Genomic DNA, 19,396 nt, shown 5'->3' on the forward strand with positions numbered 1-19,396 from the left:
CTCTATTACATCCCTACCTCACTTTAAAAGATGTTGGTAATGACAAGGCCTAGAGCTAGGGTGTTGACTTTGTAGGGAAATTGCTGAATAAAACTTCCAGGACTTACGCAACTGGCACAATGCGATCGCAACTTCCTTTTTGTAAGACTTTTGTACTATGTATAAAAGTCTTACAAAAAGGAAGTTTAGAAAGTACTAAAGTTTTGAAATAGGCGATACCTACGGTGAGCTACTAACGTACTTCATAAAGCGATCGCAATTTGAGAATATCTTGCCATTCGAGATCGGTAAATGGTTGGCTAACTAGTTCTATGCCAAAGTACTGTTTTGCCGTTTCTATCAATGTATCCACAATCTTGACAATCCAGCCTTCCTCTTGGTGTGTGTTGCAAAGTGAGGTATTCCACGGAGCAGGTTGTTCAAAGATTTTCTGAAATAAACCTTTGTCTGTAGACAAAATCATCGAGCCGTGTTGAAGAATGGTATTTCTTCCTTTGCGTTGGGCGCTACCAATAAATTTACTTCCATCGATAGTAACTAAGTCAGCTGCTGTTGCTGTGTTGAAACAACTGGGATTATGAATGTAACCCCGTCCAGCAGAACCATAACTTAACTCAATACCCAAGGTTTGCCAGCCTTGGATTAAAAAGTTACAGATTTTTTCATAAGTACCCCAGCTTTTTCCACTACTAGCTGAGGTAATCACAGCGTAGGTTAAGTTCCCTTGGTGGAGAACAGCCCTACCTCCTGTTGGCCGACGAACTAGATCGAGTGCCTTTCCCTGGTAAATCAAATTATGCCACTGGGCAGGCCATTGTTTTTGCAGATGTCCCAAGGAAAGAGCATAGGGGTACCAGGTATAAAAACGCAGGGTAGGCGGGTGCTGTCCCTTTTCAAATTGGTTGAACAACCAAGCATCGATCGCCATTTGCACTCCACCTGATGTCTGAAGCATTGGGATGAAACGCCAGGTGGATGGTGATTCGGTTGCTAGTTCTATCATAGGTTTCAGACTATAGAAAGAAAATCAAATAATTGATGCGCCATTTCTAATTTAGAACAAGGTGCAATTTCTACTTGATTTCTTTGACTATCTAAAAATATCGCTTGATTATTATCGCTACCAAAACCACTATCAGGTCGATCGATGGGATTGGCAACAATGACATCGAGTTTTTTATTCTGTAATTTCTCTAATGCAGGCTTGACAATATCTCCACTTTGTGCAGCAAAACCAATTAATCTTTGATGCGGCTGTTTGAGTTTTGCTAATTGGGCGACTATATCTGGTACGGGTTCCAAGGGTAAAGCTTGGGGGAGCGATCGCTTGGGCAATTTCTCTGTACTATAATCTCGTGGCTTCACATCGGCCACGGCTGCTGACATCACAATTACATCAGCATTGGGTAAACATTCCACCATCACGTGCTGCATTTGGTCAGCACTAACAACGGGAATTGCTTGTACTCCCAATGGTACATTCCAATTAGCTGGGCCATGTACCAAGGTGACGTTTGCGCCTCGGTGAAATGCTGCTTGCGCTAAAGCTAATCCCATTTTACCTGTGGAAGGATTACCAATAAACCTCACTGGGTCAAGAAACTCTCGCGTTCCCCCAGCACTAATTAAGACTCGTTTACCTGCTAAATCTCGTTTGCCTTGAGTGTGTAACAACGATTGGATGTGAGCGAATATTTCTGGAGGTTCTGCTAATCTACCAGCACCGATGCGATCGCAAGCTAATAATCCTGATGCTGTATTCATTCCATGATATCGGCTATCGATTAATAGCTGTTGCCAATTTCGCTGCACCGATAGCTGTTCCCACATATCAGTATTCATTGCGGGTGCTAACAACACGGGACAAGTAGAAGCCAAGACGGTATTTGTGAGTAAATTATCTGCCATTCCGTAGGCTAACTTTGCTAATGTATTAGCTGTTAAAGGGGCAATTACCATAATATCTGCCCATTCACCCAACTCAATATGCAACGGACGAGAGTGAGTTGGTTGCCAGAAATCATCATCTGTGTAGGCGGGATGACGAGATAGAGTGGATATTGTCAGAGGCGTGATAAATTTTTGCGCCGAACGGGTGAGGATAACTCGGACTTCTACCCCAGTTTTAAACAGCGTCGAAACCAATTCACAGATTTTGTAGGCGGCGATACCGCCACCTACACCAATCAGAACCCTGTTTAATTTTAGATTTTGGATTTTGGATTTTGGGTTTAAAGGAGATTGCATTGGTACTTTCGGATTAAGCAAGTGAGACATTAACCCCTGATAATCTCTGATTGTAGCCAGTTGACCCCAATCTAAAATCTAAAATTTAAAATCCAAAATTGTTACGCTTCATCGTAGGGTTCCAAGTCTAAGAGGTAGATATAGGGTTCAACTAACTCTGGACGCTGAAATGCGATCGCTCGCAATAGATGCCAATCATTTAAACCCTCAAAAGCATTACTATAATTATCCAGTTCCAGACGTGTAGCTAGTTTTTCTACTTCCACTGCACTCATGGCAGCAATTTCTTTTTGGGAAATGCTTAGAGTTGTCATAATACTTGCCCCTCCCTTATGCAGCACTCGCCTTCAGCATGGGTTAAGTTGCGCTCTTTCGCAGCCACCCAATATATATTACTCATTAGAAGTCATTAAGTTCGTGAAAATTGTCAGAATTTGTACCAGAATTTATAAAAAATTCGTAATCCTGACTAAGCAATTGTATTTACAACGAAATTTCGTAGCACCTCTAACGTTTTTGGATCTATTTCATGCCCCATATCAAATTCGTGGTATTCTACTGCCACTCCCAGAGACTTGAGAGTTTCTCGTGCCTTCAAAGCAGCTTGCAGGGGCACAACTTCATCATATTTACCGTGAGTGATTAAAGTCGGCGAAATCCCACTTTTAGCTGCCGTTAGTGCGTCAGGATGTAAATACCCGCTCATGACAACTAAACCTGCTAAGGGCAATTTTGAGCCGACATCTAAAGTCATGGCTCCGCCTTGAGAAAATCCACTCAAAATGGTACGTGACAAAGGTATGCCTGTGGTACTTTTTAAAGATTCCAAGAATTCTGTTAGCAGTTGCCGACTTTCTGGCAACCCTTGATACATATTTTCCCCCCGCAGGTCATACCACGCCCTCCCTATCGGGGAATAGGGATAAGGATAAGGTGCATTGGGCAATACAAACTGGTAATCGGGTAAGTTGAGCAAGGGTAACAAAGATGTTACATCCTGAGCATTGGCTCCCCAACCATGCAAAGTGACAATTAAGCCTGCTGGGGGTTGAGAAGTTGCTGTGGGAACGGTAATAGCTTGTAAAGACAGAGGTTTACTCCTAAAATTTTACTCTTCTAATAGATCCTATCTCTTCAAGCAGACTTAATATTTAGTGGTATTTGCTGCTTGCCTAAAGAATGCCTACATCGTCAACCTCAAAAAAGGAAAGTAATAAGTAAAGCCCAAGTGCAAACAAAGTTCATAGCCGAAGTTATTGGTTTGGTAAGACTTAGACGGTAGTTGGAGTTAAATGGGCAAAATAACTAGATAACTCCAAATAGATAGGTATAAAATTTTATGAACGAGCAGCTAATTGCCGCTATTGAGTCCCGCGATCCCCAGCGTGTAAAAGAATTACTTGCTACAGGCGCAAACCCAAATGTCAAAAAAGGTGATGAAACAGCCTATGAACTCGCACGCTACGGGCCAGATGAAATTAAATGTGCATTAATTGAAGCGGGGGCTAACGATCCTTCACTCAGACACTCGTTAGTTTGGGCAGTTATGATAAATCGAGTGGAAACTGTAAAAGTTTTGCTTGCCAAAGGCGCAGATGTTAATGTATCAACATATGGTGGCAACCCATTACAAGAAGCGGCAAGGGTAGGAAATACGGAAATCATTGACCTGTTAGTTGCTGCGGGTGCTGATGTTGATGACGGCAGTATGGTTTCAACCCCTTTATTAAAAGCTATTGAAAGTGGCAACTTCAATATTGCTCTGAAACTCATTGCCGCAGGTGCGAACCCAAACAAAACAACAAAGTATGGTGGTATTTCACCCATCGCAATGGCAGCAGCACAAGGTTCAGTAGCCGTAATTAGAGCGTTGATAGCTGCTGGCGCAGATGTCAATATTTTGACATCAGGTATTACAATCAATCATGCCACAATTCAAAGACAAGCTGGATCTGCGTTAAAAACAGCATTCAATACTTTGGAGACTCTTGGTAAAGCTTTTGAAAGGCTCGACGCAGTTGAAACAGGAGATGCACCACTATCTGAGGTGGGCGAAACCATTGAATCTATTGATATTGCCACAAATCGGGCAAAGCTTGCCACATCCAACATTGCTGAACCAGAAATTGCAGTTGACACCTTCCCAGCAATTTTGGCAGCACGTTGCGGTCATGGAGAAGCTTTAGCAGTGTTATTGGCAGCAGGTGCTGACCCCTACCGAAAAGATGGCGAGGGATTATCAGGCTATGATTGGGCAGTGCGAAAGGAACATTCAGACGTTCTAGAAGTTCTGCGTCAGTTTGGTGTGGATACACCAAGGGTAAGTCCAGAGGAACATCTGCTGAACGCCGCCGAACAGGGAGATGTTGCAGCTGTAGGTGCATGGTTGTCTGAAGGTGCTAACGTAAATGCACGTGACCAAAGAAGAAAAACGAAGAACCGCACGTCGTTAATGTTAGCAGCATCAACTGGACATTTAGAGGTTGTAAATTTGCTGCTTGATGCAGGTGCTGATATCAATGCCACTGATATTGTTGATGTCAATCAACGACAACCTTGTGGGATTATTTCAGACGATTACGAGTCATTTACTGCGATGAGATTGTTCTTGGGCATAACTCCTTTGATGCTAGCAGCAATTAAAGGATATAAAAACATCGTGCAACTACTAGTTTCATATCAAGCGAATCTTCAAGCACGGGATTGTTTTGCAAGAGATGCCCTATGTCTTGCTTGCATCAATGGACATCTAGAGGTTGTGCAAATATTAATGCAGGCAGGAGTAAACATCAATCAGCAAGATATAGCGGGAGATACGCCGCTTTTGATGGCTTTGAGAAATACTCATATAGAACTGGCAAAATTTCTGATAGCGTCAGGAGCAGATGTCAACGCTAAAAATAATGAAGATCGCACTCCTTTAATGGAGGCAGTACAAAAGGAAGAACATTTAGAGCTAATTCAAATGCTGATTGAACGGGGTGCTGATGTCAATGCCGTTTCTCAAGATGGTGACACTGCTATGACTGTGGCAGATTTATTTAATCATCATCATGTCATAGAGATGCTGGTTCAATATGGTGTCGAAAAACGACGATGGGATGAACAAGATGAAGATGATGAAGAAAACAACAGCGACGACGATAAACGCTGGGGAATAGAACTAACGCGTCCAGACTTTTCTCAAGCTGCCCAAAACCCTGAATATCAAAAAGCAGTTGCAGATTTAGGTGAAATTTGTGGTAGTCAGCCAGTACCCTATGATGATATTTCCGGGTGGTTTAAAGTTCATGTGAACAGCAAACGCCGCAGCGAAATCAAAACCGAAGATTTACAACAACAGTTTTTACAACGGGGTTGCTTTGTCTACGAGCCAGACCATTACCACGACGCGGAAGGGCCGAAACAACTTTGTATTTTGCCAACCACAGATAAATATGATGTGATTGCCCTACATCAAACAAATGGTTGTAATTACGGTATTGGCCCTGGTTATGTTGTGGAATGGCTACAAGAACTTGAAGCAGTGCAACCTTTTATTTTGACCCTAGTTGCTCATGATACTCTTGAGGGTCGTTTCCTCACCCCCGTTGAAGATCCTAAAAGACTTGCCGATCGCATGTATGATTTTTGTTCTGATATTGTAGACCAAGGCTGTGGTTCAGTGGAGCGGTTAGCTGAGAGTCTCCAGTCAAGTGAGAACTTGTTTTTTTGGTGGGATTAATTTTTTGGGATTGTAGGCATAAAATTTTCCCTCTCCTCGCAGGAGCTACGGTGTACACACAAGTATTTTAACCTGCACCTTTATTGCATCGACCTGCACCTTTGATGCATCGACCTGTACCTTTGTTGCATGGACTTGTACCTTTGATACATCGGTGAAAAGTCAGTTTAATTGACCTAGCCCTGAGCTTGGTTGAAGAATTTGACTTTGCGCTAAAATTCCTAAGCTGAGGTTAACTATTTGTGATCTGCTTCATCTTCAAGCAAGATGGTATTGAGAAGATTCAATTCGCTGGATGCCATAAAATAGCGATCGCTAAAAACTGTTGATTCATAATGAAATTTTAGGGGTTTAATCCAGCTTGTTGAAAGATTGCGTGAGGGGTAATTTCCAATTCTGGTAGTAAATCATCAGTAATTATTTGATGAAATCGATAAGTAATCGGTAAGGAAGATGGCGCAAATACAGTTACAGTTCTAGCTTTTGTATCAACCACCCAAACACGAGAAACACCAGCTTTCAGATAATCAGTCGATTTTTCGGCAATTTCACCAAAAGTTTGACCAGGTGAAATGATTTCGATGACTAATTCAGGTGCGACAGGACAAGCTTCGTCTAATAGCCAATCAGCAGGAAGACGGTTATAAGAAATATAGGTCAGATCGGCCACAGGCATCCAATCTTGTTGATTTCGTGTTAGTTTAATTGCCCATTCAATCACAACTCGACCTTTTGCTTGTGCCCATGTAGACAGTAGTATAAATAAAGCACCAGTAGTCGAGCCATGAAAAAATTTTGGTGACATCTCATTATCTTTATATTTAGGTACAGCTTCACCATTAACAAACTCGTATGTAATATCTCCTTCGGGAAGTGCGAGAAATTCTTCTAGGGTGAGGCGTTGATTAGAAGACTGAACCATAGGTGCTATGTGGAAAAAGATGCTTACTTTTAGTTTAGGCGATCGCAAATATTAGAGACTAAGCCCACTTAGCCCTTATTTCCAGCATTTTCGACAGTGCTAACTGTGGGGGATGTAAGCAGATAAATTACACGAGTCAATATTATTCCTCATGGTCTTGAAGTGAACCAAGGCTTATGCAAAACTTGAGATCCTTCGCTTCTAGCCTACTTTTAAGGAATCGATCAATGGCGCGTCTAGCCCTGCTGAGTGTATCTAATAAAACTGGTTTAATTGACCTAGCCCGTAGCTTGGTTGAAGAATTCGACTTTGATTTAATCAGCAGTGGGGGAACAGCCCAAGCACTCAAAGATGCTGGACTCCCAGTTACTAAGGTTGCTGATTACACAGGTTCGCCAGAAATTTTAGGTGGTCGAGTCAAAACCCTACATCCCAGAATTCACGGCGGGATTTTGGCGCGGCGAGATGTTCCCCAAGATATTACAGATTTAGAAAATAACCAAATTCGCCCGATTGATTTAGTGGTGGTGAATCTATATCCTTTTGAGGAAACGATCGCTAAACCAGGGGTAACATTAGCCCAAGCTGTTGAACAAATCGATATCGGTGGGCCAGCAATGCTACGGGCATCATCAAAAAACTTTGCCCATCTCGCTGTATTATGCGATCCGGCACAGTATGACGAGTATTTACAGGAATTGCGCCAAAATAACGGCGTAGCTTCCCTAGAGTTTCGGCAAAAGGCTGCTTTAAAAGGATTTTCGCACACTGCTAGTTACGATCGCGCGATCGCATCTTACCTCGCAGGCACGCAAAACTACAACCTCAGTGGCACACAATTACAATCTCTGCGTTACGGTGAGAACCCTCATCAACCCGCCACTTGGTATCAAACTGGTACTACTCCAACAGGATGGACAGCCGCAACGAAACTGCAAGGCAAAGAACTTAGTTACAATAACTTAGTTGATTTAGAAGCTGCACGCCGAATTATTGCTGAATTCACTGATAGCCCAGCAGCAACGATTATTAAACATACAAATCCCTGTGGTACGGCATTGGGAAATACTATTTCTGAAGCGTATCAAAAAGCTTTCAATGCCGATTCTACTTCTGCCTTTGGTGGGATTGTTGCACTCAATCGTCCGATAGATGCGGCGACAGCTAGCGAGTTAACCAAAACATTTTTAGAGTGTGTGGTTGCACCAAGTTGTGAAGCCGAAGCTCAAGAAATCCTTGCCAAAAAATCTAACGTGCGGGTTTTGACTCTAGCTGATTTGAGCAGTGGCCCTAAAGATACAGTGAAAGCGATCGCAGGTGGTTTCCTTGTCCAAACTAGCGATGATATAATTGCTGACACCAGTCAATGGCAAGTAGTCACCGAACGTCAACCCACCGACAGCGAATTAGCGGAATTGCTGTTTGCGTGGAAAGTTTGCAAACACGTTAAGTCAAATGCCATCGTTGTCACAAGCGATCGCACTACATTAGGAGTAGGTGCTGGTCAAATGAACCGCGTTGGCTCAGTTAAAATAGCTCTAGAACAAGCCGGGGAAAAAGCCAAAGGTGCAACTCTGGCCAGCGATGGATTTTTCCCCTTTGATGATTCAGTTAAAACAGCCGCAGCCGCAGGAATTACAGCCATTGTCCAACCAGGGGGAAGTTTGCGCGATAAAGATTCTATCATTGCTGCTAACGAACTAGGCTTGCTGATGGTTCTAACTGGTGTACGTCACTTTTTACACTAAATCATTGCTTATTTAGTGTGCGGTTTACAAAGTGTCACACTAAATACTTTCTTTATAATTGAAGCAATGATATTATCTAATCGTGTGTGAGGAGCAAGTTAAAGATAAAAAGCGCATGGGGTGGAAACACGGCAACACTCCCAAGCGCTTTTTAATTTGTCAGAAATTGGATTGCCCGTGCAGTTTTAAAAATGTCACTCAATATACTTGCCATTTGATAAAAGTAGTGATATTGTTTATTTGTGTGTGAGGAGCAAGTTAAGAATAAAAAACGTTTGGGGTGGAAACACGGCAACACTCCCAGACGTTTTTTAATTTGTATATATAAATTATAGAAATTAACCTTTCAAAATAATTTCATATTTTTACTTCCAGTTAAAGATACGAATATTGTTAAAGTTAATCACGTCAACTTCTACACTCTGAAGATAACTTGCTAGCTTGAAGTCATCAGTTAGTACAAGATACTTCCCTTTAGATAAAGTTAGGATTCCACTGTCAGTAAGTCCGAATTTGATAAATTTTTCAGTATTAACAGCATTTAAACTCTTGATGTAGTATTCATCCAAAAGAGCAACATTTTTAGTAAATTGAGCAAATATTTCAAAGCACTGAGAACGTTCAGGTTCAACAAGTTTATCGACAAAGTTAGAGACTTCAGTCAAAATATTTGGGGTTGTTACAAGTTTCCGAAATCTGACAATGATTCTTAGCAAAAGATCATAATCTTCTGGTATAAATTGCTGCGTTCGATTAAATCGGGTTATTCTTTCTCGATTGACCGTCCCAACAAAGTAGAGAAGTAGGATATTTGTATCAATTAAAATTCCTTTTTAGTGATAACGACGAATTATGGAATTAATCACATCTTTCATACTTGTCTAATTTTCATTGCCTCTACTTCGCCAGTTTGAGAATTTATCTTAAAAAGTTTATATTCTCGTTCATACAAGATAGGGGTAGAAGCAAGAGAAGTAGGAATTAAGTCGTCCAATCGGCTTTTAGGAGGTTTTTTAGGAATGTCAAACCCTAAAGTAATCAACCAGAAGCTTTTATCCTCAGAAAGTTCAACTTCTTCAAGTCTCAAATCTCCTAATGAAGAACCCATCATGTCTTGTATGGATTTTATGTATTCATAGGCAGCATTTACTGCGGTTTTGACATCGATCATAATCTTAGTTGCTCCCTAACTGAATTTACTAATTTAGTACTTTTTTATCGTAATTTAACCTTGATTGCTGTAATTGGTTAGCACATAAGTAATAATATTTACTTTACCTATTTTTCAGATAATTTTAATACAAATTAATTGAGTAAATTTTAATATTGAGAAATCTTTTGCAAAAACTCTCTGACTTCTAGTAGTTTGCAGAGAATAATAACTTGCTGGTTTGGTGTTACCTGACTAAGTTTTTCTAAAATTCCAGGACGACGAGTAATTGGGTATGACCAGATATATTTGAGAAATTTCCAATTCAATCTTTCAGGACAATTTGATGCTATATCAGGTCTGGATTGTCCAGCATACATGAAGTGACGTTTAATTGCTCGCGATAAACATAAAAGCCGAGGAAAATCCAAAAAAATTACCGTGTCTGCAACCGACAAACGAACGTCGAGAGTACCGCCATAATTACCATCCATAATCCAAGATTTTCGTAGGGTTAGGTTTTGGATTATGCTTTGCCATTCAGTTTTTAGAGTCTCAACCTAACCAGAACTCCAGTACCAAGCATCCAAGTGAATCACTTCTAAACTTAAGATGGTTCCCAATTCGCGGGCTAGGGTAGATTTACCAGCACCTCCAGAACCAATGATTAAGATTTTCTTCACTTTAGATGTGCATCTCCCTTTTTAAGCTCAAAAGGTAAGCATTGCTCACCCAAATAACCGCCTTCAGAGCAACTCAATACGCCGCTACAATAGTACCACTACAAGGATTATGCCCAAATTATTGATATTATGACCACTGCTACGACCGTAAAAACTGAGTATGAAGCGATTATTGGTTTAGAAACCCATTGTCAACTGAGTACCAATACCAAGATTTTCTCTAATAGCTCTACGGCATTCGGCTCTGACCCCAATACTAACATTGACCCGGTTTGTATGGGTTTACCTGGAGTCTTACCTGTACTCAATCAAAAAGTATTAGAATACGCCGTCAAAGCTGGTTTGGCACTAAATTGTCAAATCGCTAAATATAGCAAATTTGACCGTAAGCAGTATTTTTATCCAGATTTACCGAAAAATTACCAAATTTCTCAATACGATCTACCGATCGCAGAACATGGTTGGTTAGAAATTGAGTTGGTGGATGCTGAGGGTAATCCGATTCGCAAACGCATTGGTATCACACGTCTGCACATGGAGGAAGATGCGGGAAAATTGGTACACGCTGGTAGCGATCGCCTTTCTGGTTCTTCCTATTCTTTAGTAGACTACAATCGCGCAGGTATCCCATTAGTAGAAATTGTTTCCGAACCCGATCTGCGTTCTGGACAAGAAGCGGCTGAATATGCCGAAGAATTGCGTCGGATTGTCCGGTATCTCGGCGTGAGTGACGGCAATATGGAACAAGGATCTCTGCGGTGCGATGTTAACATTTCCGTGCGTCCAGTGGGACAAAAGGAGTTTGGCACTAAGGTAGAAATTAAAAACATGAACTCCTTCAGCGCCATTCAACGGGCGATTGACTACGAAATTGAACGCCAAATCGCCGCAATCGAAGCAGGCGATCGCATCATCCAAGAAACTCGGTTGTGGCAAGAAGGCGCTCAATGTACAAGTAGTATGCGGGTGAAAGAAGGTTCTAGCGATTACCGCTACTTCCCCGAACCAGATTTAGCACCAATTGAGGTGTCAAATGCACAATTAGAGCAATGGCGTAGCGAACTACCAGAATTACCAGCTAAAAAACGCCATCATTATGAAAGCGAATTGGGGCTTTCCGCTTACGATGCACGAGTGTTAACAGAAGATCGTTCAATCGCCGAATATTTTGAAACTGCGATCGCATCTGGAGCAAATCCCAAAGCTGCTGCCAACTGGATTACTCAAGATATTGCCGCCCACCTGAATAAGCAAAAACTCACTATTACTCAAATCGCCCTGACTCCCACCAATTTAGCAGATATCATCACTCGCATTGAAACGGGCAAAATTAGCAATGCTCAAGCTAAACAAAAGTTGCCAGATTTGCTTAGTGGTATTTCTCCTGAGAAAGCCTTTGCAGGTCTTGAGTTAATCACCGATCCTAGTGTACTAGAACCCATTGTTGATGAAGTCATAGCCGCAAATCCCAAAGAACTAGAAAAGTATCGCAACGGTAACACCAACCTCAAAGGCTTCTTTGTCGGACAAGTTCTGAAAAAGACAGACAAACGTGCCGATCCTAAGCTGACCAACGAATTGGTCGAGAAAAAACTGAACGCCTAGAGTATCGGTCAAGCTAGCTTTGCTGGGTGAGGAAGTAGGAGGGGCAGAGGGGCATAGGGGCAGGGGAAAAGGTTAAAGGTTAAAGGGAAAAGGAATAAATTTAATCTTTCCCCTTTTTCCCTTACCCTTTTCCCCTTACCCCTTTCCCTTTCCCCATACCCAATGCCCAATTCCCAATTCTCCAACTAAGTATTTTCCCGGTCTTGCTTCACACAATCTTCATATAAAGACTGGTGACAACCCTCATACGTAAAATGATATGCTGTGGTAAGTAGATGCACCCTGATGATCTGGAGAGCTGCTTAAGTAGCTCTCTTTTTTATTTTATTTTCGTGGTATTTACGGATAAACTTCAAAATTTTTAGAAATAGTCTCAATAAATTAAGTATTAATCCTTAAAAAGTAAATTAGAGAGATTAGTAGGTAGATGTATCCTAACGATCTACAGAGCAATCCAAGTAACTCTCCTTTTTTGTTTTAGTTTTTCGTCATAAGAAAGGTAAAAACAATTATGCCAATCGCCAACTGGTGCATTATTATTGCCATCAGCAAATAAAAGGGACTGGGGAATGGGAAGTAGGGAAAAACTAATAACTCTTAACTCCTAACTCAGCACTGGGAACTTTTCCAAGGCACTTTTGTAAAGTACATACTGACCTATCTAACCTGATAGTTGTAAAGGAAGAATGATGGCAGATTGGCAAAAAATCACAGGTGGTATCACAGCACCAAGGGGGTATCAGGCGGCGGGAATTACCGCAGGGTTGAAACCTTCGGGGTTGGCAGATTTAGCTTTGATATTCTCAGAAGTAGAAGCGATCGCAGCTGGTGTATTTACCACCAGCCAAGTGAAAGCTGCTTGCGTAGAATATTGTCGCCAACGCTTGCAAGCCAAACAAAGCGCTCGTGCCATCCTCTGCAACGCTGGACAAGCAAACGCCGCGACAGGAACTCAAGGCAACCTTGATACCCTAGAATCTGCTCTAGCAGTAGCCCAAGCCCTGAACATCTCGTCTGAATCTGTGTTATTGGCTTCCACTGGTGTGATTGGTCAAAGAATTAAGATGGATGCTTTGCGAAGTGGGATTCCCAAGGTAGTAGCAGCACTATCAGAAACAGGCTCAGATGCCGCCGCCGGTGCGATTATCACCACAGACTTGGTAACAAAATCCATTGCTCTACAGACAACTATAGGCGACCGCCCGGTAAGAATTGGCGGCATTGCCAAAGGTTCCGGCATGATTCACCCCAATATGGCAACCATGCTGGCATTTGTGACTTGTGATGCCGTGGTTTCGCCTCATCTTTGGCAGCAGATGTTAGCCAGGGCAGCTGATAGAAGCTTTAATTCCATCACTGTGGATGGTGACACCAGCACCAACGACAGCTTAATTGCCTTGGCAAACGGTCAATCCCGCACCCCAGCAATTATAGAATGGGGCGCAGAAGCAGAGAAATTAGAGGCGATGTTAACAGCAGTTTGTCAGCATTTAGCCAAAGCGATCGCTCGTGATGGTGAAGGCGCAACCTGTCTCATTGAAGTAGAAGTGACAGGGGCGCAGAATGAACTTTCAGCCCGACAAATAGCCAAAACCATCGCTGGTTCATCCTTAGTTAAATCTGCAATCTTTGGTCGCGATCCAAATTGGGGACGTATCGCCGCCGCCGCTGGACGTGCAGGTGTACCATTTGAGCAAGAAAACCTGCAAATTAAGCTAGGGAATTTCTTAATGTTAGAAAATGGACAACCTCTACAATTTGACCGTGCAGCAGCAAGTGCTTATTTGAAAAAAGCATCGGTGGGTGCTTATCTTCAAGAAGATACAGTCTTAATCTCCGTTAATGTTGGCAATGGTTATGGTGTAGGTAAAGCTTGGGGTTGTGATTTGAGTTATGACTACGTGAAGATTAACGCCGAATACACTACTTAAAATACTCACAATTGTTTACTTAGTTGAGACAATCATAACTAACTAATTATCTGGAAATGACATAACAATCCGTATAGGAGTTACGAACAAAAAGATCCCCGGCTTCTTGAAGAAGTCGGGGATCTGAGCTTCTCGGTGTTTCCCAATCAAATAGTATTGCTAGATAAATCATAGTCTCAACATAATGGTTGTTATAAGTGAAAACTTATATATGATGCATTTACGACTAAAATTAAGTTTAGACAATAAACCGAGACAGTAAATCATAAGGTAAACATAATAGTCTTCATAAATAATAGTTGATATATTAAAAATTATTCCTATAGTTAACTAAAATAGATAAACTTTTCCTTATACATCCAATCTAATATTTATTTAATAATCTCCACTCCAAGTTAACAATTTCGGCTTCAAAGGCTGTAAACTGATTTCAACAAGGTGAATGACACCTCTGCATCACACTAGAAAAGCAGAGCCAATAATTTAACCGAGTTCTTATATAGATAGCTATTTCATTTATGAAGTGGCTGCGATCGCTTGGTCAAATATAGCTTGATAAATCATTAATAACGCAAGAAACACAAGGTTTTTTGCCTAAATTGTCATAGCTATAAAAAATAACATTTACGTTTTCAGGAGATATTTATGACAGAATTTTTTAATCAAATTTCTCGCCGCAAATTCATCTTCACAGCCGGAGTATCTGCAAGTGCTGTATTACTCAAAGGCTGTTTGGGTAATCCTCCTGAAAACCTGACTGGTGGAAGCTCTCAAGCACAGCCAACTGCTCAAACGGTTGCTAATATTAGCCCCGAACAAACACCAGAAACTACTACAGTTAAGTTAGGATATATTCCCATTGTAGAAGCAGCTCCTTTAATTATTGCGAAAGAAAAAGGCTTTTTTGCCAAGTATGGGATGACTAATGTTGACCTTTCCAAACAAGCTTCTTGGGGTGCGGCTAGAGACAACGTAGAAATTGGTTCTGCTGGTGGTGGTATAGATGGCGGTCAATGGCAGATGCCAATGCCACATTTAATTACAGAAGGTTTAATTACTAAGGGTAATCAAAAAATTCCCATGTATGTATTATGTCAATTAATTACGCATGGAAATGGAATTGCGATCGCAAACAAGCACCAAGGCAAAGGTATTAGTTTACAACTCGCCAGCGCTAAGTCTTTGCTTAAGGAATTAAAATCTTCAACACCCTTCACAGCTGCATTTACCTTTCCTCATGTCAACCAAGATTTATGGATTCGCTACTGGTTAGCAGCAGGTGGCTTAGATCCAGATGCAGATGTCAAATTGCTCACAGTACCAGCAGCGCAAACTGTGGCCAACATGAAAACAGGAACAATGGATGCCTTTAGTACAGGCGACCCCTGGCCTTATCGCCTGGTTCAAGAAAAAATTGGCTATGTAGCAGCATTAACCGCAGAAATTTGGAAAAATCATCCTGAAGAATATGTTGCCATGAGAGGCGACTGGGTTGATAAAAATCCCAAGGCTACCAAAGCAATTTTAAAAGGAATTATGGAAGCCCAACAGTGGTTAGATAATTTTGATAACCGCAAAGAAGCGGCTCAAATTCTCGCTGGACGAAATTATTTCAATCTTTCTTCACCTGAAATACTAGCCGATCCATACCAAGGCAAATATGACATGGGCGATGGTCGCAAAATTGATGATAAATCAATGGCTGCTTACTACTGGAAAGATGAAAAAGGTAATGTTTCCTATCCATACAAGAGTCACGATTTATGGTTCATCACTGAAAACGTTCGTTGGGGATTCTTGCCAAAAGATTACATTGCCAACAATGCTGCTAAGGCTAGAGAACTTATCAACAAAGTCAACCGCGAAGATATTTGGAAAGAAGCTGCCAAAGAAGCTGGAATTGCCGCTGCTGATATTCCCACAAATACATCCCGTGGTGTAGAAGAGTTTTTTGATGGCATCAAATTTGACCCCGAAAAGCCAGAAGAATATTTGAAGAATTTGAAAATCAAAAAAGTCAGTGTTTAGTCATTGGTCATTGGTCATTGGTCATTAGTCATTGGTCATTGGTAACTGACAAAGGACAAAGGACAAATGACAAAGGACAAATAAAAAACAAAATTTCAGGAGAATACAGCATCATGACACTCGCCCAAAAACGCCCTGCAAGCCCTAGATTTAATAATAGTTTTATATCCAGCCTGAAAAAGCAATTTCCCGATCTAATACCACCAACGATCGCGATCGCCATCTTCCTGATTATTTGGCAACTTTTCGCTTGGATTCCGGGAGCCACATTACCAGGGCCAATACAAGTTATTCAAGACACTTGGGTTCTGATTTTCTGGCCATTTTATGACCGAGGTGGTATTGACAAAGGTCTATTTTGGCAGATTCTTGCTAGCCTGCAACGAGTTGCTATCAGTTATACCCTAGCTGCGATTGTTGGTATTGGTTTAGGCATTTTGATTGGGGTTAATAAAACCATGTCCAAAGCTTTAGACCCCATCTTTCAATTACTGCGGACTGTACCACCTCTAGCTTGGGTTCCGATTTCTTTAGCAGCTTTACGACAAAACGAACCAGCCGCCTTATTCGTAATTTTCATCACCGCCATTTGGCCCATCTTAATTAATACTGCTGTTGGCGTTACCCAAATTCCCCAAGATTACAACAACGTTGCCAAAGTTCTGCAACTTAGCCGCAAAGAATATTTCACTAATATTTTGATTCCTGCGGCATTACCCTACATCTTTACCGGGTTGAGAATTGCGATCGGTTTAGCTTGGTTAGCGATTATCGCCGCCGAAATCGTCATGTCCGGTATTGTCGGCATCGGCTTTTTTATCTGGGATGCCTATCAAAATAACAACGTCAGCGAAGTAATTTTAGCTCTAGTTTACATCGGTGTTGTTGGTTTGCTCCTAGATAAAGCAATGGGCTGGCTGCAAAACAAGATTTTACCAGCAGAGCAAAAATAGTTATGAGTCATTAGTCATTAGTCATTGGTCATTTGTAAAAAACTAAGGACTAATGACCACATACCAAGGACAAAAGACTAATGACGAAAGACAAATGACAAATGACAAATGACAAAGGACAAATGAGTATGTTTGTAGCTGTCGATCAAATTGAAAAAGTTTTTGAATTAACTGGTGGTGGCAAATATATTGCCCTCAAAGGAATCGATCTCCAAATTAAAAAAGGAGAATTCATTTCTTTGATTGGTCACTCCGGTTGCGGTAAATCCACACTATTAAATATGATTGCGGGTTTGGATTTGCCAACTGAAGGTATTGTCACTCTCGAAGGACAAAGAATCACCAAACCCGGCCCAGACAGAATGGTGGTGTTCCAAAATTATTCGCTATTACCTTGGCGGACAGTAAGAGAAAATATTGCTCTCGCTGTGGACTCAGTAATGAAAGGTTCACCCGCAGCCGAACGCCAAGCCATTGTCGAAAAACATATAAATATGGTGGGTTTGCGTCCCCATGCTGATAAACAACCGGGAATGTTATCTGGCGGACAAAAACAGCGAGTTGCGATCGCCCGCGCTTTAGCAATTCGTCCTAAACTACTCTTGCTAGATGAACCATTTGGTGCATTAGATGCACTCACACGCGGCAATTTGCAAGAACAACTTATGCAAATCTGCGAAGAAAATGAAGTTACCGCCGTGATGGTGACACATGATGTCGATGAAGCGGTGCTGTTATCTGACAGAATTGTGATGTTAACCAACGGTCCCGAATCTAAAATTGGTGACATTTTAGAAGTGGATATTCCCAGACCCCGCAAGCGGATGGAAGTAGTAGAACATCCCAGCTACTACAGTTTGCGGAGTGAGATGATTTACTTCCTCAATCAGCAAAAGCGCATCAAGAAAATTCGGGCGCGGAAAACTGCCGACATTGCCCGTCATGGATTGGAAAAAGTTAACCTAGAAATTGGCTTTTTACCTCTGACAGCTTGCGCCCCCTTAGCAGTTGCTAAAGAAAAAGGCTTCTTTGTCAAGCATGGTTTAGATGAAGTTAACTTGGTGCGGGAAAGTAGCTGGCGAGGTATAGAAGATGGCATCAGTGGCGGTTATTTAGATGCGGCTCAAATGCCTTCAGGGATGCCGATGTGGCTTTCTTTGGGAGGACATAATAACCAACCTCTACCCGTTGTCACCGCCCTCACCATGACTCGCAACGGTAACGCCATCACCTTGGCAAAACGCTTTTACGACCAAGGCGTGCAAACCTTATCAGACTTCAGAAATCATCTGATTCTCACCCACGAACAACGGCATACAATGGGGGTAGTGCATCCCGCTTCTATGCACAACTTGCTGTTGCGTTACTGGCTAGCGTCTGGTGGAATTGACCCCGATCGCGATGTGGATATGAAGACCATTCCCCCAGCGCAGATGGTAGCTGACTTAAAAGCTGGAAGCATTGATGGTTACTGTGTAGGTGAACCTTGGAACTACCGCGCGGCTGTGGAAGGTGTCGGTTTTACCATCGCTACCGACTTAGAAGTTTGGCTGGGACACCCCGGTAAAGTTCTTGGTGTGCGGGAAGATTGGGCAGAAAATTATCCAAATACGCATATTGCTTTGACTAAAGCTTTGTTAGAAGCTTGTCAGTATTGTGCAAATCCCGAAAATACCCAAGAAATTCGGCGAATTTTAGCAGGGCGAGATTACGTCAGCACTGATTTAGAATACATTCAACTCGAAGATCCAGATAGTCTCAGTTGTGACTTAGACCATCCGTTGCGGGATTATGCCCATCACCAGTTTTATTCTGAGTCTGCCATTAATCGCCCCAGTCGCACCGAACAAATTTGGATTATGAGTCAATTGGCGCGTTGGGGTGATACTCCTTTCCCCAGAAATTGGGTAGAAGTTGTTGAACGGGTGTGTCGCGTGCGTGTTTTCAGTACCGCCGCACGAGAATTAGGTTTGGATATTAGCTATATTCGCCAACCGATCAAACTGTTCGATGGTACTCCCTTTAACGCCGACGATCCGATCGCTTATCTCAACAGCTTGAAAATTAAACGTGATTTTTCAGTCGCGGAAGTTGTTCTTGATGCACCCAGAAGGAGACTCGCCTCATAAAAAAATCGTGAGAGAAAGAGGGAGTGGAAGAAGTAGCACATCACGCGCGAACCTCTGAACCCCATTAATGAGCCTTTTATCTCCGTTAATGAGTGTTTGAACTGGATGAATCCACCTTTTATCTCCGTTAATGAGTCTTTGAACTGGATGAATCCACCTTTTATCTCCGTTAACGAGTATTTGAACTGGATGAATCCACCTTTTATCTCCGTTAATGAGTGTTTGAACTGGATGAATCCACCTTTTATCTCCGTTAATGAGTGTTTGAACTGGATG

The 19,396-nt window shown here is 41.9% G+C and carries 16 protein-coding genes; 7 read left to right on the forward strand and 9 right to left on the reverse strand.

The window, feature by feature from the left end:
• Nucleotides 1-232: 232 nt before the first annotated feature.
• The 4 genes from RM368_RS35030 to RM368_RS35045 form a co-directional block, all read right to left on the reverse strand.
• Nucleotides 233-1,003, reverse strand: a complete 771-nt coding sequence (locus RM368_RS35030) for a biotin/lipoate A/B protein ligase family protein (protein WP_322698323.1) — start codon at nucleotides 1,001-1,003, stop codon at nucleotides 233-235.
• Between the two features lie 5 nt (nucleotides 1,004-1,008).
• On the reverse strand, nucleotides 1,009-2,247 hold the full coding sequence (gene coaBC / locus RM368_RS35035; protein WP_322698324.1) for a bifunctional phosphopantothenoylcysteine decarboxylase/phosphopantothenate--cysteine ligase CoaBC: 1,239 nt from the start codon (nucleotides 2,245-2,247) through the stop codon (nucleotides 1,009-1,011).
• Between the two features lie 101 nt (nucleotides 2,248-2,348).
• Complete coding sequence (locus RM368_RS35040; protein ID WP_322698325.1) at nucleotides 2,349-2,561, reverse strand: DUF2555 domain-containing protein; 213 nt, start codon at nucleotides 2,559-2,561, stop codon at nucleotides 2,349-2,351.
• 155 nt (nucleotides 2,562-2,716) lie between these two features.
• Entirely contained in the window at nucleotides 2,717-3,322 is a 606-nt protein-coding gene (locus tag RM368_RS35045; protein ID WP_416212283.1) for an alpha/beta hydrolase, read from the reverse strand.
• Between the two features lie 264 nt (nucleotides 3,323-3,586).
• Between RM368_RS35045 and RM368_RS35050 the strand changes: the two genes are divergently transcribed.
• On the forward strand, nucleotides 3,587-5,971 hold the full coding sequence (locus tag RM368_RS35050; RefSeq protein WP_322698326.1) for an ankyrin repeat domain-containing protein: 2,385 nt from the start codon (nucleotides 3,587-3,589) through the stop codon (nucleotides 5,969-5,971).
• 343 nt (nucleotides 5,972-6,314) lie between these two features.
• On the opposite strand, the gene RM368_RS35055 is transcribed toward RM368_RS35050, so the two are convergent.
• Entirely contained in the window at nucleotides 6,315-6,893 is a 579-nt protein-coding gene (locus tag RM368_RS35055) for a Uma2 family endonuclease (protein ID WP_322698327.1), read from the reverse strand.
• Between the two features lie 227 nt (nucleotides 6,894-7,120).
• Between RM368_RS35055 and purH the strand changes: the two genes are divergently transcribed.
• Nucleotides 7,121-8,641 (forward strand): bifunctional phosphoribosylaminoimidazolecarboxamide formyltransferase/IMP cyclohydrolase, encoded by a 1,521-nt coding sequence (gene purH, locus RM368_RS35060; RefSeq protein WP_322698328.1) that lies wholly within the window; start codon nucleotides 7,121-7,123, stop codon nucleotides 8,639-8,641.
• Between the two features lie 365 nt (nucleotides 8,642-9,006).
• On the opposite strand, the gene RM368_RS35065 is transcribed toward purH, so the two are convergent.
• From RM368_RS35065 to RM368_RS35080, 4 genes are all read right to left on the reverse strand, one after another.
• Nucleotides 9,007-9,357, reverse strand: coding sequence for a hypothetical protein (locus tag RM368_RS35065; protein ID WP_322698329.1), 351 nt, complete (start codon nucleotides 9,355-9,357; stop codon nucleotides 9,007-9,009).
• Between the two features lie 155 nt (nucleotides 9,358-9,512).
• Nucleotides 9,513-9,812 carry a hypothetical protein gene (locus tag RM368_RS35070; RefSeq protein WP_322698330.1) on the reverse strand — a complete coding sequence of 100 codons (300 nt, stop codon included), beginning with the start codon at nucleotides 9,810-9,812 and terminating at the stop codon, nucleotides 9,513-9,515.
• Nucleotides 9,813-9,961: 149 nt separating this feature from the next.
• Nucleotides 9,962-10,285, reverse strand: coding sequence for a hypothetical protein (locus tag RM368_RS35075; protein ID WP_322698331.1), 324 nt, complete (start codon nucleotides 10,283-10,285; stop codon nucleotides 9,962-9,964).
• 66 nt (nucleotides 10,286-10,351) lie between these two features.
• On the reverse strand, nucleotides 10,352-10,474 hold the full coding sequence (locus tag RM368_RS35080; protein ID WP_322698332.1) for a hypothetical protein: 123 nt from the start codon (nucleotides 10,472-10,474) through the stop codon (nucleotides 10,352-10,354).
• 129 nt (nucleotides 10,475-10,603) lie between these two features.
• Here RM368_RS35080 and gatB point away from each other — a divergent pair, with 129 nt between their 5' ends.
• The 5 genes from gatB to RM368_RS35105 all read left to right on the forward strand — a co-directional run bounded on the left by gatB (nucleotide 10,604) and on the right by RM368_RS35105 (nucleotide 19,120).
• The gene (gatB, locus tag RM368_RS35085; RefSeq protein WP_322698333.1) at nucleotides 10,604-12,079 is read left to right on the forward strand and encodes an Asp-tRNA(Asn)/Glu-tRNA(Gln) amidotransferase subunit GatB; all 1,476 of its coding nucleotides are present in this window, start codon (nucleotides 10,604-10,606) and stop codon (nucleotides 12,077-12,079) included.
• Nucleotides 12,080-12,768: 689 nt separating this feature from the next.
• Nucleotides 12,769-14,010 (forward strand): bifunctional ornithine acetyltransferase/N-acetylglutamate synthase, encoded by a 1,242-nt coding sequence (gene argJ / locus RM368_RS35090; protein ID WP_322698337.1) that lies wholly within the window; start codon nucleotides 12,769-12,771, stop codon nucleotides 14,008-14,010.
• A gap of 645 nt (nucleotides 14,011-14,655) precedes the next feature.
• Nucleotides 14,656-16,038: a CmpA/NrtA family ABC transporter substrate-binding protein gene (locus tag RM368_RS35095; protein ID WP_322698334.1), complete on the forward strand. Its 1,383-nt coding sequence runs from the start codon at nucleotides 14,656-14,658 to the stop codon at nucleotides 16,036-16,038.
• 113 nt (nucleotides 16,039-16,151) lie between these two features.
• On the forward strand, nucleotides 16,152-16,991 hold the full coding sequence (ntrB, locus tag RM368_RS35100) for a nitrate ABC transporter permease (protein WP_322698335.1): 840 nt from the start codon (nucleotides 16,152-16,154) through the stop codon (nucleotides 16,989-16,991).
• A gap of 122 nt (nucleotides 16,992-17,113) precedes the next feature.
• Nucleotides 17,114-19,120, forward strand: coding sequence for a nitrate ABC transporter ATP-binding protein (locus RM368_RS35105; RefSeq protein WP_322698338.1), 2,007 nt, complete (start codon nucleotides 17,114-17,116; stop codon nucleotides 19,118-19,120).
• Nucleotides 19,121-19,396: the final 276 nt, after the last annotated feature.

The organism is Nostoc sp. DedSLP03, assembly GCF_034530815.1.
In the GTDB taxonomy this organism is placed as follows: Bacteria; Cyanobacteriota; Cyanobacteriia; order Cyanobacteriales; family Nostocaceae; genus Nostoc.

What these genes read in the sequence shown, in the direction of transcription:
- RM368_RS35030 (WP_322698323.1), bottom strand. Translation starts at nt 1,003, where the DNA reads ATGATAGAACTAGCAACCGAATCACCATCCACCTGGCGTTTCATCCCA.
- coaBC (WP_322698324.1), bottom strand. Translation starts at nt 2,247, where the DNA reads ATGCAATCTCCTTTAAACCCAAAATCCAAAATCCAAAATCTAAAATTA.
- RM368_RS35040 (WP_322698325.1), bottom strand. Translation starts at nt 2,561, where the DNA reads ATGACAACTCTAAGCATTTCCCAAAAAGAAATTGCTGCCATGAGTGCA.
- RM368_RS35050 (WP_322698326.1), top strand. Translation starts at nt 3,587, where the DNA reads ATGAACGAGCAGCTAATTGCCGCTATTGAGTCCCGCGATCCCCAGCGT.
- RM368_RS35055 (WP_322698327.1), bottom strand. Translation starts at nt 6,893, where the DNA reads ATGGTTCAGTCTTCTAATCAACGCCTCACCCTAGAAGAATTTCTCGCA.
- purH (WP_322698328.1), top strand. Translation starts at nt 7,121, where the DNA reads ATGGCGCGTCTAGCCCTGCTGAGTGTATCTAATAAAACTGGTTTAATT.
- RM368_RS35070 (WP_322698330.1), bottom strand. Translation starts at nt 9,812, where the DNA reads ATGATCGATGTCAAAACCGCAGTAAATGCTGCCTATGAATACATAAAA.
- RM368_RS35075 (WP_322698331.1), bottom strand. Translation starts at nt 10,285, where the DNA reads ATGGATGGTAATTATGGCGGTACTCTCGACGTTCGTTTGTCGGTTGCA.
- gatB (WP_322698333.1), top strand. Translation starts at nt 10,604, where the DNA reads ATGACCACTGCTACGACCGTAAAAACTGAGTATGAAGCGATTATTGGT.
- argJ (WP_322698337.1), top strand. Translation starts at nt 12,769, where the DNA reads ATGGCAGATTGGCAAAAAATCACAGGTGGTATCACAGCACCAAGGGGG.
- RM368_RS35095 (WP_322698334.1), top strand. Translation starts at nt 14,656, where the DNA reads ATGACAGAATTTTTTAATCAAATTTCTCGCCGCAAATTCATCTTCACA.
- ntrB (WP_322698335.1), top strand. Translation starts at nt 16,152, where the DNA reads ATGACACTCGCCCAAAAACGCCCTGCAAGCCCTAGATTTAATAATAGT.
- RM368_RS35105 (WP_322698338.1), top strand. Translation starts at nt 17,114, where the DNA reads ATGAGTATGTTTGTAGCTGTCGATCAAATTGAAAAAGTTTTTGAATTA.